The organism is Sphingobacterium spiritivorum ATCC 33861 (assembly GCF_000143765.1).
Lineage (GTDB): Bacteria > Bacteroidota > Bacteroidia > Sphingobacteriales > Sphingobacteriaceae > Sphingobacterium > Sphingobacterium spiritivorum.
In genome coordinates this window covers 124,596-141,273 of sequence record NZ_GL379773.1, presented here as the reverse complement: position 1 = coordinate 141,273, position 16,678 = coordinate 124,596, and the positions used below count along the sequence as shown (strand labels likewise).

The window sequence follows — 16,678 nt, the reverse complement described above, 5'->3', positions numbered from 1 at the left end:
ATTTTAACTTTACATCTCGAAAAAAGAACTATGTCTATGTCCGCGAAGCAATTCGTTATTTTATGTTTGATAATCGTAATGGGGCTTTTGTTGCCGCATCGTTCGGTAGCAAATATAAGTATACAAACTGACTCCTTGTATGTAGATACGGTCTCTTCTCTTCAAAAGATGTATCCGCTTATTGTGCCGGATCCTGATCGCGGAATTACCATTCCCCAAGAGATAAAGGATAAAGTGATTGTTACAAACGGAGACTTTATCAAATGGTTGAAGTTTGCTGAAACGTTAAAGAAAGATCGTCCGGATGCTGTCAGATCCGGAGATGCCAGAGAAAATCGTCCGGTATGGATTATCAGTATTATTATGATACTCGTATTTGCCGTAGCCTTGGTACGCTTGTTTTTTCCATTGGATTTCAATGTCATTATTGAAGCTTATTTTAAAGACCGGTTGTTACAACAGGTCAGTAAAGAAGACAATATGGCTACTTCCTGGTCTTATATCTTTTTATATATCATCTTCAGTTTCACCCTGGGACTTTTTTTACTGATGTATGATGCTTATATGTCAGGCAACGGCTATTCGTTGACGTTAAATAATTTTCTCAAAATTTCGCTGATCGTAGGGGTACTGTTTATTCTCAAAATTCTGTTTATAAGATTCATTTCTTTTGTGTTTGAATTGGATAAACTGGTCAGGGAATACATTGCCGTTCTATATTTAGTTTATTTTAACAGTATGTTAATTCTGATGCCGACAGTCTTGGTTTTGAGTTTATTGCCGTCTGCTTATTTTACATTCGTCATATCCTTCTCAATAATTTTAGTTTTTATTTTGTTTATATACAGGTATTTACGCACTGCTTTCCACCTGTTCGGCAATCTTAGGTTTTCTCTTTTTTATTTAATTTTGTACCTTTGCTGCCTAGAAATCGCACCGATATTGATATTAGTGAGAACGTTGAGCAAATAAATGAACAATATGCAAACTTCTGATGTAGAAAGAGCCAAGAAAGTAAAGAGTATTCTAGTTACTATTCCAAAACCAGATAATGATAAGTCTCCTTATTTTAATTTAGCTGAAAAATATAACTTAAAGTTAGATTTCAGAGGCTTTATTCACGTGGAAGGGGTGCCTGCAAAAGATGTAAGAAGAGACAAAATAAATCTTTCCGAGCATACTGCAGTAATCTTTACCAGTAAAAACGCTGTTGATCATTTTTTCCGTGTTTGTGAAGAAATGAGATTCGAAGTTTCGGCAGAGATGAAGTATTTCTGTATTACAGAAGCCATTGCTCTTTACCTTCAAAAATACATTCAATATCGTAAGCGTAAGATTTTCTTCGGCAAACAGACCGCAAAGGATCTGGAAGATGTGTTGAAAAAACACAGCAAAGAAAAATTCCTGTTCCCATGTTCGGATGTGGCAAATGAAGAAACACAAAACTGGTTGCAGGTCAACGGATATAATTTTACTCCTGCAGTTTTGTTCCGTACGGTAATCAGTGATCTTTCGGATCTGAAAGATGTATTTTACGATATCATTGTTTTCTTCAGTCCTTCCAGTGTGCAGTCTCTTTATGAAAACTTTCCGGACTTTAAGCAGAACAACACCCGTATCGCTGCTTTCGGAGCAACTACACAACAAGCATTGCTGGATCATGGATTGATTCTGGATATTCCGGCACCCACTCCTGCTGCTCCAAGTATGACAATGGCTGTTGAGCAATACATCAAGTTGGTAAATAAATAGAATAAAAAAAATCTTAATAGGAAAGGGTGTCTGTGATGACACCTTTTTTGTTTTCTAGGAAGAACAGAAAGCCGGATTCTATGTTAATTATGTAGGGCTATACTGACAATAAAAAAAAAATTAAAGAGGAAAACGCTGAATATTGATTAAACGTTGTATTTTTACACATTGACCGTCAATAAAATATTGTTATTGAGGGCACTGAATTTTGATCTGCTTATTTGTTCAATTGCATAATTAACAATGAATTATAATTTATTTAAAGTTCTTACTCTTGCTGTTATGGGCTCTCTGCTTATCAGTAGCTGCAAAGGTCCCGGTAATAACGGAGAGTTACTGGGGGTGAGATTAGATAAACTGAAAGCCAATAAAACGCCTTATGGAATGGTACTTATTCCCGGAGGTACGTTTATTATGGGACAGTCCGATGAAGATATTACCTTTTCGCAGGTGTCTCAAAACAGACAGGTGACTATTGCACCTTTCTATATGGATGATACAGAGATATCTAATAGTGAGTACCGCCAATTTGTGAACTGGGTGCGTGACTCCATTCTTATCACCAATTTTCTTGGTGATGATTCCTATTTTATTCAGAATCAGGGTACAACTCCTACTTCCGGAGAACGTCATATTGACTGGAATAAAGTTCAGAGTAAATCTCCGTGGAAAACAAAAGATCAGACCCAACGCGAACGTGTGAACAGCATGTATTATCAGGGTGAGGACCGTATCTTCGGAAAAAATGAAATCGATGTAAGATTGCTTAAATACCATTATGAATGGTATGATCTCCGCAGAGCAATCGCAGCTAAGAATGATCCTTCCCGCAGCAGATCAGAATTTATAATGAGAGATACTATCCTGGTATATCCGGATACAACAGTTTGGGTAAGCGATTTTAGTTATGCACAAAACGAGCCTATGGTGGAAGGATACTTTTCTCATCCTTCGTTTGATGAATACCCTGTAGTAGGTGTAACCTGGAAACAGGCACAGGCATTCAATACCTGGAGAACCCGTCTGTTTAATAATGCTGCGGCTAAAAACAGAGAAGTAGAACGCATGCCTTATCAGCTTCCTTCGGAAGCGGAATGGGAATATGCTGCGAGAGCCGGAAAAAACGGTATGCAATATCCGTGGGGAGGACCTTCGGCGAGAAATGCAAGAGGTTGTCTGATGGCCAATTTCAAACCGGGGAGAGGTAACTATATTGATGATGGTGCAGCTTATACTGCTCCGGTATATTCCTACTGGCCAAATGATTTCGGATTATATAATATGGCAGGTAACGTGGCCGAATGGACACAATCGAGCTATGATGAATCAGCATATTCTTTCGTTCATGATATGAACCCGACTTATGCTCACAGCGCGAAGGCGAGTGATCAGAATGCAATGAAACGTAAAGTCGTACGTGGCGGATCATGGAAAGATATCGGTTATTTCCTGCAAAACTCTACCCGTCAATATGAATATCAGGACACCGCAAAATCCTATATCGGATTCAGATCTGTGACACGATATACAGGTGTGACCAAATAAAAGTGAACTACTAATTTTAAGAAAGACATAAATTATTTTTAAGAAAATGGCAACAAAACGTAAGTTTAAATTTGGTATTAACACCTTGATCAACTGGGGTGCTACTGTCGTAATCATTGGATTAATGTTTAAAATTCTCCATTTTAAAGGTGGTGAGTGGATGATAGGTATTGGATTGGCTGTTGAAGCACTTTTGTTCTTCATAATGGGTTTTTTGGCAAGCGAATCAGAAGTAGACTGGACAAGGGTATATCCTGAGTTGGACGAAGATTATAACGGAGAGTTGCCAAAGGCGGGTGCACGCCCGGCTATAGCAGCAGCTCCTGCAGCAACAGGCAATACTGCGGCATTAGACAAATTATTGCAGGATGCTAAAATAGATGAAAACCTTATTGGTAATTTAGGAGACGGACTACGTACATTCAGCGACAAGGTAGCTTCAATCTCTAAAGTAGCAGATACCGCTACTGCTACCAATCTGTTTGCAGATAAACTGAATGCGGCATCAGCAGGTGCTGCAAATCTAAGCTCAGCATTTGACCGCGCAGCTGCGGATTTGAAAACATTTAATGAATCCTCTACTGATATGCAACAATTCAAGGAGCAAGTGAGTACGTTCAACAAAAACCTAGCTTCTCTAAATGCGATCTATGGAAATATGCTTTCTGCTATGAATCCAAACAAATCATAAGTAATCTTTTAATAATCAAAGTTTATTAATTAAAAAATTACATTATGGCAGGTCATAGAGAAACACCCAGACAGAAGATGATTGGGATCCTATATTTGGTTCTACTAGGATTAGTAGCGCTGAATGTAAGTGATTCCATTTTAGATGCATTCAAAAATTTAGCAAACAGCTTAAGTACATCAACCCAGAATACACAAGCTGGGATTGATAATATGTTTTTGTCATTTCGGGAGACAAAAATGAAAGAAAACCCGGAGCGTGCCAGACCTATTTTAGAAAAAGCAGAGAAGGCACAACAGTTAACAGCAAAATTGACAGCTTATGTTGATGAGCTGAAGACACTTTTGGCACAGGAAGGTGGCGGAGAAGATAGTGAAACGGGAGATCTGATCAAAAGGAATAATACCGATATCGCTTACCGCCTGATGATCACTGAGAAGCGTGGAAAGCAATTGCGGGATATGATCAATTCAACAAAAGATGAATTAGAGAAATTGACCAATAAGGAAGTAAGTTTCAGTCTGTTTGCTCAGGATCCGGCGCCACGTGCAGGAATCAAAAAGACCTGGGAAGATTCTAACTTTGGCGATGGTATTCCATTGACTGCAGCGATCACAGCATTAGAAAAAATCAAAGCTGATGCTAAGAATACAGAATCAGCTGTTGTAAAACATATTTTCGGTAAAATGGATCAGGCAGTTGTCAATCTGGATAGATTCTCTGCTGTTGCAGTTGCTCCTACTTCATATCTGATACAGGGACAACCTTATACCGCTAAAGTATTTTTGACTGCTTATGATTCCAAATCCAATCCAAGTATTTCAGTAAACGGTGGTGCACTGAATGTAAAAGATGGTCAGGGACTTTATTCGGTCAATACCTCTTCTGTAGGCGAATTTAAATGGCAAGGTAAAATCCTTGTAAAACAGACCGACGGAACAATGAAGGAATATCTGACAGAGCCAATGACTTATCAGGTAGCCAAACCATCTGCAGTAGTATCTCCGGATGCTATGAACGTATTGTACATTGGAGTTTCAAATCCAATTTCAGTATCTGCTCCGGGTATTCCGATGAGTAGTATCCAGGTGGCAGGAAACGGAGTAACGATCTCCGGATCAGGAGGTAAATACTCTGCTAAAGTGACTACTCCCGGAAAAGCAACAGTAAGTGTGTCTGCTAAGATTGACGGTAAAGTACAGCAACTGGGAACAACTGAGTTTCGTGTAAAACGCATACCGAAACCTGCGGCAAGAGTGGCAGGAAAAACAGGAGGTGCTATTTCGGCAGCACAACTTAGAGGTCAGAATGTAGTTTCAGCAGCATTGGATAATTTTGAGTTTGATGCTAAGTTCAGCATTACTAAATTTAATATGTATATCCTGAAACCAAGAGTTGATCCTATTGGCCCTTATCAATCTTCTGGTTCGAGCTTCTCGGCACAGATGAAAACAGGGCTAGGGGCAATTACTCCTGGTACGTTAGTTGCGATTTATAATATTGTGGGTGTTGGTCCTGACGGAGTGGCACAAAATCTGGATCCTATTTCATTCCAGGTTACAAATTAATACAGGGTTATGAAGCTATTGCGATTTTTCAAAATCCACAAGAGGATCGGAAATCGGAGAGTGACATAGCCGTTTAAAAAAAATATATACGGATGAAAAAGTTAGGTGTTTTATTGCTGTTGGCTTCTGCTTATACGCCATTTGTGTTTGCGCAACAGGAGAACCTCTCGAATAGTACAAAGCCTATTCAGGTGGAGGAACCTCCTGTGGACGGATATGCTGTAAAATCCGATATTGCAGAAAGAAAAGTAATCCCATATGCAAATGTCAGACAGACTGATATTGCATATAGCAAACGGGTATGGAGAGAAATCGATCTGCGCGAGAAGATGAATAAAGCATTTGCATCGCCTAAATCCAGATTGATTGATATTATCGTGGATGCTGTGATGAAAGGCGAGTTAACGGCATATGATCCTACTCCTACAGAAAATGATCCAAACGGTGACAGCTTCAAGAATGTACTTCCTGTGGATCAGGTAATGTCCCGTTTTGGAGGAGACAGTACTTTGGTAGAAGAGTATAATGAAAATAATGAGGTTGTCAAATCACATTATGAAGCAAGGAAATTCAGTGGCGAGAATGTTGTCAAATTCCGAATAAAAGAAGACTGGATCTTCGATAAACAACGTTCTGTATTTGAACCTCGTATTGTTGGTATCGCACCACTGATCACTCCGAATATAGAAGGTCTGGCGACTACACCAGTTCTTCCGGGCAACTCTACTGCAGCATCAGGCGGTAATCCTTTTGACCCGTTTGCAGTACAACCAGAAACACCGGCCGCAGAGACACCTGCATCAACAGCATTGCCTGCACAGGAGAATACGTTCACACCTCAGGTAGATGCGACTCCTGCTTTCTGGATCTATTTCCCGGAAGCAAGACATGTATTTGTAAACAAGGAAGTGGTAAACAGACATAATGATGCCACGGGACTTAGCTATGATGATGTATTTATCAAGAGAATGTTCTCCAGCTATATTGTTAAGCAATCTAATCCGGAAGATCTGCGGATAAAAGATTATATGGCGGAAGGTGTAGACAGACTATATGAGTCTGAACGAATTAAGAAAACATTAATGGACTACGAGCAGGATCTGTGGTCATATTAAGATAAAAATGTGACCTCTGTCACCCTTATTTAGAAATATTCTTATTAACTTGTCTCCTCAGTTAGTGGTCTTATAAAAGGAAATATTATATCACTACTCAGAGCACTTAATAGGAATATTTTTTTTTAAGTTTGTATTTAGAAGATAAATTATACAGTCAATCTTGTGAAATTAAAACCAGTCAATAGTATCTCAGGAATAGCTCCAAGTGATTTTATCAGAGATTACTTGAAAAAGGGTCAACCTGTCATTATAAAGGACTTTATAAGTCCTGAAAGTGCATGTTGGAAGAAATGGAGCTATGACTATTTCAAGGAAATAGCCGGAGACGAAATGATTTCTGTATATGGGAAGGAAGAAGAGTCACGGGATCGTGCTGCAAGCGCACCGGTAGGAAAAATGACGTTTGCGGAGTATTTAAATCTGATTACTAAAGAACCCACAGAACTACGTTTATTCCTGTTTGATTTGTTAAAACTCAGACCGGAACTGAAAAAAGATGTCATCTATAATGACGTAACCGGAGGAAAGGTATTACAGTGGCTGCCGTATATGTTCTTCGGAGGTGAGGGATCATCTACACGTAATCACTTTGATATAGATATGTCGCATGTCTTTATTTCTCAGTTTCAGGGTGTAAAGAAAATATGGTTGTTCCCGAATAACCAGTCGGATCTGATGTATAAGTTGCCTTATAATTTTCATAGTATCGCTAATCCGAAATTCAGCAGTCTGGAAGAATATCCGGCGCTTAGGTTATTGAACGGTTACGAAGCTGAGATCCATCCCGGAGATACATTATATATGCCGGCAGGTTGGTGGCATTATATTCAGTATGCTACAGAAGGTTATTCTATCTCAGTAAGAGCATTGCCTTCTTCATTTAGTGAGAAGCTAAAGGGAGCCAGAAATCTGTTTATTACGCGCTATTTTGATGATACTATGCGTAAAATATTTAAAGACAAGTGGTTTGATTACAAAATCCAGACTGCTAAAGTCCGTGCAAACCGTGCAATGAAAAAATATAAATAATAAGTATCCACATGCTTATTATAGTAAAAGGCTTGATCATGTTCTCTATATGATCAGGCCTTTGTACTTTATATCTTTTCCCCAGACTACTTGCTTACTTATGCAATTTCCTGCTGGCGGGCAAAATGAAAAGCGCCCGGGTTGTGAAAAAGTTATACTATTGCGTCAGTTGTTATCCTCGCCAACTGTTATACAAAACACAGTTAATTAACAGGCGCTTTATGTCGTCATTAACGATTTGTATGGCGAGAATATGTAATTTTCGCTGTGCTGACTTACTCTGAATGGCACCTGTGGATCAAACAATTCCTGAAGCTTACTGGCCAGCAAATGAGCGAACCGTTCTTTTTCTTCAGCCAGAAAATCTCCGGAGAGATCCTGATCTGCCTTTTTTACCTTATTCTTATCGTCTGTAAATTCCACTTTCGTCTGAAATAGCGTTCCACCATTCTTCATCTTCCTTACTACATAGAGATTTGGTTCTACATTTTTGATGTTTTTCGCTTTTTCAAATACATACGTGTAGAATAATGTTTGTACCAAAGCTTTATTCAGCTTTTTGCCATCAGTATTAAATGCCTCTTCCAGACTTTTATAATCCAGTTCGTCACTTCCGGTTTTATAATCTACTATCCGTGTTACACCGTCCTGACCGATATCGACACGATCGATAATGCCCTTCATGTGAATGACCTGTTTCCGGCCATTGCTATCGTTAAATTCAAAAGGAACAGTCATCTCTTCTTCCATTTGAAGAATAGTAAAAGGTGCAGCGCGCTCATCATGATCCAGAATAATATGAATATATTCTTTAACAATGGCCATTATGACCCGTTGTATACCTGTAAAATGTATTTTTTTGGTGTTTTCAGGATAAAATTCTTTAATAAAATTATGCTCAATCAGTTTACTAAGCTCTTTTCGCTTTTGCGCTATACGTTCCGGACTGATAAAATTACTCTCGGCTTTCAGTTGATTATAAAAATCTTCCATTGTTCCATGTAATATGGTTCCGAGATTATTGGCCTCTACGACTTCATTGACTTCTTCAGGTTCACTGATCTCTGCAACATACTTGTAAAAGAAATCAATAGGGTTGGCAATATAAGTAGTAAGTGCAGAAGCAGATAATGTCCGTTCGCCGGATAAGTATAACCCTAATTTATCCATTATTGCTGTTGTCTTTGGTATTACCAATTCCTGCTGATCTTCTACTTTGATTTGCAGATGTTGATCCTGATAACGAAATTCAAAATTGCTTTCAAACTCTAATTGTTTCAAAAATCTGCTGGGTTCTCCGGTATTACTTTCGTCTGTCAGGCTGTTGTATACAAAGCTTAATTTTTTCGCACGTTGTACCAGTCTGTAAAAGATATAGGCCGATATAGCATCCTGATTTTCGAGTACCGGCAAGCCATAGGCCCGCCTTAAGCTATCCGGTATAAAGCTGTTTCCGACACTATTCTGCGGGATGATACCATCGTTAAGACCTAAGATCACTACATGATCAAAATTAAGGTTACGTGTTTCCAGAAGCCCCATCACCTGCAGGCCGCTCAGCGGGTCACCACTTAGCGGTACGGATATGGCTTCCAGTGCTTTCCGGATCAGTGCTGCCGCAAATCTGGGTGCAAAGTTGTTGCCGGAGGTCTGTATGTGTTGCGCCAGAGTGTCGTGCATTCTGTTTAACTCCTGGATCGTTTTAACAAATAGTTCTGCATCCAGTTGCCGTAAATTTTGTTGTTCCAAATGGCGTTTTGCAAGATATTCCAGCAAAGATTTTAGTTCCCTGGTCAGGCTTAATGGATCTGTTACTTTTTGGAAAAAGAATTGGAATATGCCTTTTTGCTGAACTAACCGTTCTAATGGAATGACCACCAATTGCTCTTTTACAAAGGCAGCCAGTACCTGTGTGCGTTTTTTCTCATCGACAGCAATGAGGGGATGTGTCAAAAACTTTTCTACAGTTCTGTAAGGAACATTCAGTTCTTCCGCAGAGCGGGTATTCATCATATCTACCTGATGAGACAACCACAAATCCGCCAGTCCGAATAAGGAGGAAGAGGTATAGCCCAGGCCCATGGTTACATTCAGATTGACCTGTATACTTTGTTCATCCGAAGGGATAGTCTGTAGGGTAGGTAATAATAAACTCTCATCGGCCAATACAATCACAGTCTGACCATAAGAAGGATCTTGTTTTAATTGCTCATAATCTTCAGACAGAACCTGGTTGAGAATTTTAGCCTGTGTCGTCTGCCCCTGTACTTTATATACAGTAGTCGGTGTAGTCAGCTCATTGATCAAACTGCGTTGATTGTTCAACTCATTTTTTAAACCGTAAAGATCGATGTTCTTTCTCAAAAATAAACCTGCTTCGTGGAGCGGATCGTTGAGATAGTAGCTGTCTGTATCAAAATAAAAGAGTGTTTTGCCCTGATCCTGCCATCTTTTGAAAATAATAGCCTCCGTCTGGCTTAAGGCATTAAATCCGACCAAAATAATCCTGCCTTTATCAAAGTTATTGACAAACTGTGGATTGGAGCAGGTTTGATGAGCAAGTTGTCTGTAGATCTGCCCCATAGTGGTCAGACCTTTCGCTTTTAGTGCATCATGAAATAACCGGTATAAAAGAGGCATTCTGCGCCACATGCGAATAAAATTCTCCTGTTGTCTTTTATGCTTACCTTCTGTATAAGAAGTCCAGAATCTGGACAGAAACTGATGCTGCTCTTCGGTCAGGAAATCAAATTGTTGATTAATAACAGCAATATCCTCCAACTCCTTAAATAGACGATCGGCCTCCACATTGTCCATATCGATCTGTCCAAAGTCACTAAGAATTGTTTTGGCCACCGGAAAGAACTTGTCCATCTCTATCTGTTTCCCTGATTCTTTGATTAACAATTCATTATACAGATTGAAAAGCGTGAAGAACTGGGTGTAGAAATCAGCAATGTTCAGATTGGTGGATTGTGCAAAGAATTCCTGTATAGTGAATACGGAAGGGCTCCAGAAAGGCTTTTGATATATTTCTGATAAATATTGATTGAGATAGGTCGCCGGTCTTTTGTTATTAAAAATAATGGCACAATCCTGAAGGTGATCTCCAAATTTGGCTACTAAATCTTCGGCTACTTCTTTTAAAAATGGTTTCATACTCCGAAATTAAATAACAGGTTTAAGTGTATTTGTGGTCGCATAGAATAAATATCCTTCCACATCTTTATAGCCCATTTTACCTAGAAGATCCATATAGATACGGACTTGGTCCAGGTGTTCCGGATGCTCCTGAAATGTAAATTTATAATCGATAACAGCTACAAAATTATCCTGAATCAGTATTTTGTCGGGACGATACACATGTCCTTCTGCACTGACAATAGATCTTTCCGAAAAATGCTGCTCTGCTTTACTCAATAACTCATTTAACTGTTCATGTTGTAATACACGTGTTGCTTCCTGCAGAAAGAAGGTTTTTTCATCCTCCATAATTGCTCCTTCCAACAGGAGGCTGTCCAGATAGGATGGAAGCTCGGCTAAAGATTTTATATCAGCGAGTATGGTGTGAAGTATACTTCCTTGTCTTCCGGCCTGTCCTACATGAAGGACGTGAGCAGCATTTTTTTCCTCCCGGGGAATATAGATATCAGATAATCTGTCAGAAGTAGGATAGGCATGCATGCCTATCGTTTGAGGAGAATCCTGTTTTCTATCTGCACGGACAGGTTTTTCAACATTATACACGTCTTCAGATTCAAAATGCTCTGCTAAAACAAGCTGGAAAAGATCGCCGGTATTGCTTAGCTTTTTCAAATCTTTCTTTTCCTTGATGCCGATATACAGATAATCTTTTGCCCGTGTGGTGGCCACATAGATCATGTTAAGCGCATCGATATGGCTGTACAAGTTCTCTTCAAAGTAATAGTTTGCCACACTGGACTTTGCTAATTCATCCTTGTACTTCAGTGGTATACTTTTCAGTGCCTCATATGGTGTGTTAATTGCGGGAACCCAGAATATTCCATTTGTCTTTCCGCCCAGATCCAGATTACAGAACGGGATAAATACGGCGCGGAAAGCGAGCCCTTTGGACTTATGGATAGTCATGACCTGTACAGCATTCGCCGCATCAGGAGATGGCAATGTTTTTCGTACGCCATCTTCTTCCCACCAGTTCAGAAAACTTAATATCCCTTTTTCTCCCTGCTTTGTTGCATTTGCGGTAATATCCCGGAATGAAAGGAGATAGGCCAGATATTCCTGTTTCTGGTCCAGACCATATGCATGGATGATACGTTCCACAAGTTCCGGCAGAGGCAGTTGCATCCAGTTATTAGCTTCTTCGCATAAGGCAGGAGGGAGTATTCCTGAAAGCTGTGATAAGCTCTTTCCTTTGATCGTCAGGAATATATCAGGGTCAATTGCAATGTCCCGGATCTTATGATAAAGCGAAATACAATTAGCCTTATACAAAGATGTATTTTCATCATATCCTACCAGAATATACAGGGTGTTGATGATCAGTTTTATAGCTGTGCTGTTTGCTATCATCAGCGCATCTCCCGATACAACGGGAATACCTGCAGCCATCAGTTCGTTGACAACGGATTCTGCCTCTCCATTAGTTCTCACCAGTACACACATTTCACTGTAGGTATAATGGAAATCCTGCTGTATACGCCGGATCTCTTCAATGGTGTCCTTCAGTGCATATTCTCTGAATACGGAATCACTGAACATGCGCTCCTCATCTTCCTGTTTACTGAATTTGCTGATTTTGATAATTCCCCCATCCGGAGTTCTCGGGGTCGTATTCTGCCTTACATTTTCAAATATCGAGTTGATAATATCGTGATATCCTTTAGCTACCCACCAGTCCAGTAGCTCTGTCTTTTCGGTTTCTGAAACTAATAAATTGAGTTTATCCTGCAGAAGACGGGGAAAGGAAGCGTAAAGGAAGTTATTAAATTCAATAATAGCCGTACTGCTTCTATGGTTATCCTCCAGATTGTCATCTACAATATGATGACTTCCCAAATCTGCTTTGGCTCCGCTTTCGAGTATGCTCCAGTCGCCATTGCGCCAGCGATAAATAGACTGCTTGGTATCACCTACAATAAGATGATCTATAAATTCTTCGCTGGGTGCAGAGATTGCATTCTGCACTAAGGATCTGAAACTCTTCCATTGGGAAACGGAAGTGTCCTGAAACTCATCAAACAGAAAATTGCGGTAGCGGTTGCCTATTTTTTCCCATATAAAAGAAGGATTATCTCCGGCATCTTCCGTAATTCCGGTTAATAAATGCTGCGCATCGCTGATTAACAAGTTGCCACTTTCCTCCCGATATGCCCGCAGTAAGAGTGCAAGTTCCTGCATGAGACGGAGGTAGTACACATTGTTCTGGAATTGAGTGGCCAGAATATAGGATCCTTCTTGATGTTGAAAATAAGTACACAGATCTTTTAATAATGGATTGATGGAATAGAAAGGACTGCTGTCGGTATTTTTCTGGAACCATTCTTCCGGTGTGTCAATCAGTCTATGAAGGGAGGAAATCTGACCAAAGTCCTTCTCTGTGATCTTTGTTAATTTCAACAGGGGGTTGCGGGATTTACCCTTGAGGTCATCCGTTGAGAGATTACTGTCCCGGAATGCCTGCAAAACCGACTGCGCTTTTGATACCAATGCCTCTTCGACAGATCTGATATGCTGTTTGGTCAATTGTACATATTTCGAAAATTCCTTTTCTATATTTGAATAGCCAATTTCATTAAGCCCTGTCTCAAAATCAGCAAAGCGCTCTTTGAATATCTCGCGTGTAAGGCTAAGGAGTTCTCCCTTATAATTCCAGCTTTTGTCATTATCAATACGTTCTTTCGCAAGATCGACAATCCATTCTACCAGCTCCGGTTTATCGTCTAATTCCACATCCAGTCTGTCGACCAACTGATCCTGTACTTTGTCCAGATTCATTTCAAGGCTATAAGCGGCATCAAGTCCCAGCTCAAACGCAAATCCTCGAATTACCTTTTGCACGAAACCATCAATAGTGCTGACGGAAAAATGGCTGTAATCATGCAGGATACGACGGTATATTTTCTGTGCCCGTTCCTGTAGTTCGATATGGGAATACTGTGGATAGGCTTTTAAAAGCAGCTGTCTGTAGTTGTCCGTGCCGGGAGAAGGGTCATTGTTTGCCAGTCCTTTTAATACATCCAGAATCCGGGTTTTCATCTCCTCAGTTGCTTTGTTGGTAAAGGTTACAGCTAATATTTCCCGATATTTATATTCGTGATGAAATAACAGCGTCAGATAGTGCACGGCAAGGCTGAATGTTTTACCTGATCCTGCTGAAGCTTTAAGTATTTTTAGAGGTAAGATCCCTGACATAAATGAATGCATATGTTTTACAAAGGATGAAGTTACATATTATTTGGCAAGAGCCCTTCTCCTAATCAAAAAGTAAGACAGCAATTCGTTTATGAAGATTCTATAGTCTGAAGACAGATGAATTTAATTCCTTGATTAGATAAGAGTTGACAATCCGGAATAATCTTTTTATCTTTGCGTCCCCTCTTACATACAGTACGGGGGATATGTTGAATACATAAAACAAAATTAAAACATGGCAACTAAAATCAGATTGCAAAGACATGGTAAAAAAGGAAAACCTTTTTACCACGTAGTAGTAGCAGATTCACGTGCACCACGTGATGGTAAATTCATCGAACGTCTTGGTTCTTACAACCCTAACACAAATCCTGCTACAATCGTTTTGGATTTCGAAAAAGCGTTAGATTGGATGAACAAAGGTGCTCAACCTACTGATACTGCTCGCGCTATCCTTTCTTACAAAGGTGTATTGTACAAAAAACACTTAGAAGGTGGTGTGAAAAAAGGTGCTTTCGATGCAGCAAAAGCTGAAGAACTATTCGCAGAATGGTCTAAAGAAAAAACTGCTAAAATCGATGGTAAAAAAGATAGCCTGACTTCTTCTAAAGAAGAAGCTAAGAAAGCTGCATTAGCTGCTGAAGCTAAGAAAAAAGCTGACAAAGCAGCTGCTATCGCTGCAAAAAACACTCCTGCAGTAGAAGAATCTGCTGAAGAAGTAGAAGCACCAGAAGCTACTGAAGGCGCTGAAAACACTGAAGAAACTGAAGGATAATCACATATCACGAAGTAAAAAATTAAGCCGCCCCGAAAACCGGGACGGCTTTTTTGTAAAAGATGGAATTGGATAATCCGTCTGAATCTTTATTTTTATATTTTACCTTACATCATGACCATAGATCAGAGTTTTTATATCGGATACATCAGCAAGACAAGAGGACTGAAGGGAGAACTGCAGCTGTTTTTTGAATTTGAAGATTATCAGGATCTGGATATTGATGTACTTTTTGTGGAGATCAATAAGAAACTTGTACCCTACTTTGTAGAAAATATCAAGTTACAATCGAATAGTACAGCCTATCTCAATCTTGAAGATGTAGATCATATTGATAAAGCACAGCCTTTGGTTCACAAGAAACTGTACCTTCCTAATGATAAGATGCCAGAGCGTGATCCTGATGATTTCAGGCTGACTGATCTCAAAGGTTTTCTGGTTATAGACGAAGTACATGGTGAACTGGGTGAGATAGTAGAGGTTCAGGAACTGCCTCAGCAATTTATCGCAAGGGTTGATTTTAACGGAAAAGAGCTGATGTTTCCGTTAAATGATGATCTGATACTGGGGATTGATCCTGAAGAAGAGATTATTGAAGTAGATTTGCCGGAAGGATTGGTAGAACTATACAGCGAATAAGAAAAAGCTGCTCTTTCCAGAGTAGCTTTTTCTACTTATATTCGGGAGCCAAAACTGAATTAGCTGCAATCCTGTATTATGAAGTATATCCTTTTATTCCTTTTGCCTTTATTTATCGGATCGTGTACCGAAACAATCCAGCTCCAGCCGGGGAATTATCAAATGACATGCGGATATAAAGAGTCTGTCTATAAGGCTATGAAAAAGACAGATAGGGGGAGTGTAGGCTGTAAAGTTGCCTGTGATCATGAAATTTATCATCGTTCTTTTATTGCGCTCAATAAGGATAAAACTTTCGTATTGGCCATCGAGGATGTACTTATGCACGGAAATTATGAATTGGTAAAGAATAAAGTTAAGCTGAAAGACAGGGATGGATCAGAATTAATTTTGGAGATCAAGGAGCAGCGACCGGATTGTATTCAGCTTTTGGGTGTTTTTGATGAGATTAGCAGCCGTGCAATATCAGCAAATGAGCGTCTGTATTTTAATTTTACTTTAGATAGTACCAAATCCGTTGAGACGGATAGTAAATTTTCATACGAAGTCAATACATGGAGAATAGCTCCGATGGACAGCGAATCGGATGCTGAAATCAAGACAAGATTATTGAATAATCTGGATTACGTCTGTGCATATGTTCAGCATGTACTTCATTCAGGCGTTTATCACGGATACAAAATGGACGGAATCCCCACTCCGTTGCGTTATCTCGAAAATGGTATTGTACTCCGTGAATGGGATGATGTACCGCAGAGCTGGAAAGATATCTTTTATGATGAATCTGATGCATACAGAGCTTATGAGATGATGTATGAAACATTTAAGAATACGGAGGCCAACCGATATAAAAGATCGGGTCTTCTGGTGGTTTTCTATTACCTGAAAGATCTCCGGAATGCCCTAAGTGACAAACAATAAATAAAGATAAGTGACAGGTTTTACTTTTTTAATTTTGACTTTTCACTTTGAATATCGATATTAGCTTCGCTTATAGAGAAAGGCAGAGGGACTAGACCCAATGAAGCCTTGGCAACCTGTCTTGGAGACAAGGTGCTACATTCTACCCCACCTAAAAAAGGGAAAGATAAGCGGAAACACTGAATACCTGGTGTCTTTCTCTACGAGCCTTCATACATTATTTTATTATTGAAATTAAAAAAAG

General features: G+C 39.6%; 12 protein-coding genes and 1 riboswitch. Of the genes, 10 read left to right on the top strand and 2 right to left on the bottom strand.

Annotated elements, in window-relative coordinates:
* The first annotated feature begins 36 nt into the window (after nucleotides 1-36).
* The 7 genes from HMPREF0766_RS16870 to HMPREF0766_RS16840 all read left to right on the top strand — a co-directional run bounded on the left by HMPREF0766_RS16870 (nucleotide 37) and on the right by HMPREF0766_RS16840 (nucleotide 7,703).
* Nucleotides 37-972 (top strand): DUF4271 domain-containing protein, encoded by a 936-nt coding sequence (locus HMPREF0766_RS16870; RefSeq protein WP_002999838.1) that lies wholly within the window; start codon nucleotides 37-39, stop codon nucleotides 970-972.
* Complete coding sequence (locus HMPREF0766_RS16865; RefSeq protein WP_002999835.1) at nucleotides 973-1,752, top strand: uroporphyrinogen-III synthase; 780 nt, start codon at nucleotides 973-975, stop codon at nucleotides 1,750-1,752.
* 243 nt (nucleotides 1,753-1,995) lie between these two features.
* A complete protein-coding gene (gene porK / locus HMPREF0766_RS16860; RefSeq protein ID WP_002999830.1) occupies nucleotides 1,996-3,297 on the top strand; it encodes a T9SS ring complex lipoprotein PorK/GldK in 1,302 nt (433 codons plus the stop codon).
* A 46-nt stretch (nucleotides 3,298-3,343) separates the two neighbouring features.
* Entirely contained in the window at nucleotides 3,344-3,988 is a 645-nt protein-coding gene (gene porL / locus HMPREF0766_RS16855) for a type IX secretion system motor protein PorL/GldL (RefSeq protein WP_002999827.1), read from the top strand.
* Between the two features lie 44 nt (nucleotides 3,989-4,032).
* Complete coding sequence (gene porM, locus HMPREF0766_RS16850; RefSeq protein ID WP_002999824.1) at nucleotides 4,033-5,556, top strand: type IX secretion system motor protein PorM/GldM; 1,524 nt, start codon at nucleotides 4,033-4,035, stop codon at nucleotides 5,554-5,556.
* A 92-nt stretch (nucleotides 5,557-5,648) separates the two neighbouring features.
* Complete coding sequence (locus tag HMPREF0766_RS16845; protein ID WP_002999821.1) at nucleotides 5,649-6,671, top strand: hypothetical protein; 1,023 nt, start codon at nucleotides 5,649-5,651, stop codon at nucleotides 6,669-6,671.
* Nucleotides 6,672-6,836: 165 nt separating this feature from the next.
* Nucleotides 6,837-7,703: a cupin-like domain-containing protein gene (locus HMPREF0766_RS16840; RefSeq protein ID WP_002999818.1), complete on the top strand. Its 867-nt coding sequence runs from the start codon at nucleotides 6,837-6,839 to the stop codon at nucleotides 7,701-7,703.
* Between the two features lie 219 nt (nucleotides 7,704-7,922).
* On the opposite strand, the gene HMPREF0766_RS16835 is transcribed toward HMPREF0766_RS16840, so the two are convergent.
* Nucleotides 7,923-10,862, bottom strand: coding sequence for a PD-(D/E)XK nuclease family protein (locus tag HMPREF0766_RS16835; protein ID WP_002999815.1), 2,940 nt, complete (start codon nucleotides 10,860-10,862; stop codon nucleotides 7,923-7,925).
* 9 nt (nucleotides 10,863-10,871) lie between these two features.
* On the bottom strand, nucleotides 10,872-14,099 hold the full coding sequence (locus HMPREF0766_RS16830) for a UvrD-helicase domain-containing protein (protein ID WP_002999811.1): 3,228 nt from the start codon (nucleotides 14,097-14,099) through the stop codon (nucleotides 10,872-10,874).
* Nucleotides 14,100-14,334: 235 nt separating this feature from the next.
* Here HMPREF0766_RS16830 and HMPREF0766_RS16825 point away from each other — a divergent pair, with 235 nt between their 5' ends.
* From HMPREF0766_RS16825 to HMPREF0766_RS16815, 3 genes are all read left to right on the top strand, one after another.
* Nucleotides 14,335-14,874 (top strand): 30S ribosomal protein S16, encoded by a 540-nt coding sequence (locus HMPREF0766_RS16825; protein ID WP_002999808.1) that lies wholly within the window; start codon nucleotides 14,335-14,337, stop codon nucleotides 14,872-14,874.
* Between the two features lie 114 nt (nucleotides 14,875-14,988).
* Complete coding sequence (gene rimM / locus HMPREF0766_RS16820; protein WP_002999806.1) at nucleotides 14,989-15,513, top strand: ribosome maturation factor RimM; 525 nt, start codon at nucleotides 14,989-14,991, stop codon at nucleotides 15,511-15,513.
* 78 nt (nucleotides 15,514-15,591) lie between these two features.
* On the top strand, nucleotides 15,592-16,434 hold the full coding sequence (locus tag HMPREF0766_RS16815; RefSeq protein ID WP_002999802.1) for a hypothetical protein: 843 nt from the start codon (nucleotides 15,592-15,594) through the stop codon (nucleotides 16,432-16,434).
* A gap of 67 nt (nucleotides 16,435-16,501) precedes the next feature.
* Nucleotides 16,502-16,607: riboswitch (SAM riboswitch) on the top strand.
* The last annotated feature ends 71 nt before the right edge of the window (nucleotides 16,608-16,678 follow it).

What these genes read in the sequence shown, in the direction of transcription:
- HMPREF0766_RS16870 (WP_002999838.1), top strand. Translation starts at nt 37, where the DNA reads ATGTCCGCGAAGCAATTCGTTATTTTATGTTTGATAATCGTAATGGGG.
- HMPREF0766_RS16830 (WP_002999811.1), bottom strand. Translation starts at nt 14,099, where the DNA reads ATGTCAGGGATCTTACCTCTAAAAATACTTAAAGCTTCAGCAGGATCA.
- rimM (WP_002999806.1), top strand. Translation starts at nt 14,989, where the DNA reads ATGACCATAGATCAGAGTTTTTATATCGGATACATCAGCAAGACAAGA.
- porK (WP_002999830.1), top strand. Translation starts at nt 1,996, where the DNA reads ATGAATTATAATTTATTTAAAGTTCTTACTCTTGCTGTTATGGGCTCT.
- HMPREF0766_RS16865 (WP_002999835.1), top strand. Translation starts at nt 973, where the DNA reads ATGAACAATATGCAAACTTCTGATGTAGAAAGAGCCAAGAAAGTAAAG.
- HMPREF0766_RS16845 (WP_002999821.1), top strand. Translation starts at nt 5,649, where the DNA reads ATGAAAAAGTTAGGTGTTTTATTGCTGTTGGCTTCTGCTTATACGCCA.
- porL (WP_002999827.1), top strand. Translation starts at nt 3,344, where the DNA reads ATGGCAACAAAACGTAAGTTTAAATTTGGTATTAACACCTTGATCAAC.
- HMPREF0766_RS16835 (WP_002999815.1), bottom strand. Translation starts at nt 10,862, where the DNA reads ATGAAACCATTTTTAAAAGAAGTAGCCGAAGATTTAGTAGCCAAATTT.
- HMPREF0766_RS16815 (WP_002999802.1), top strand. Translation starts at nt 15,592, where the DNA reads ATGAAGTATATCCTTTTATTCCTTTTGCCTTTATTTATCGGATCGTGT.
- porM (WP_002999824.1), top strand. Translation starts at nt 4,033, where the DNA reads ATGGCAGGTCATAGAGAAACACCCAGACAGAAGATGATTGGGATCCTA.
- HMPREF0766_RS16825 (WP_002999808.1), top strand. Translation starts at nt 14,335, where the DNA reads ATGGCAACTAAAATCAGATTGCAAAGACATGGTAAAAAAGGAAAACCT.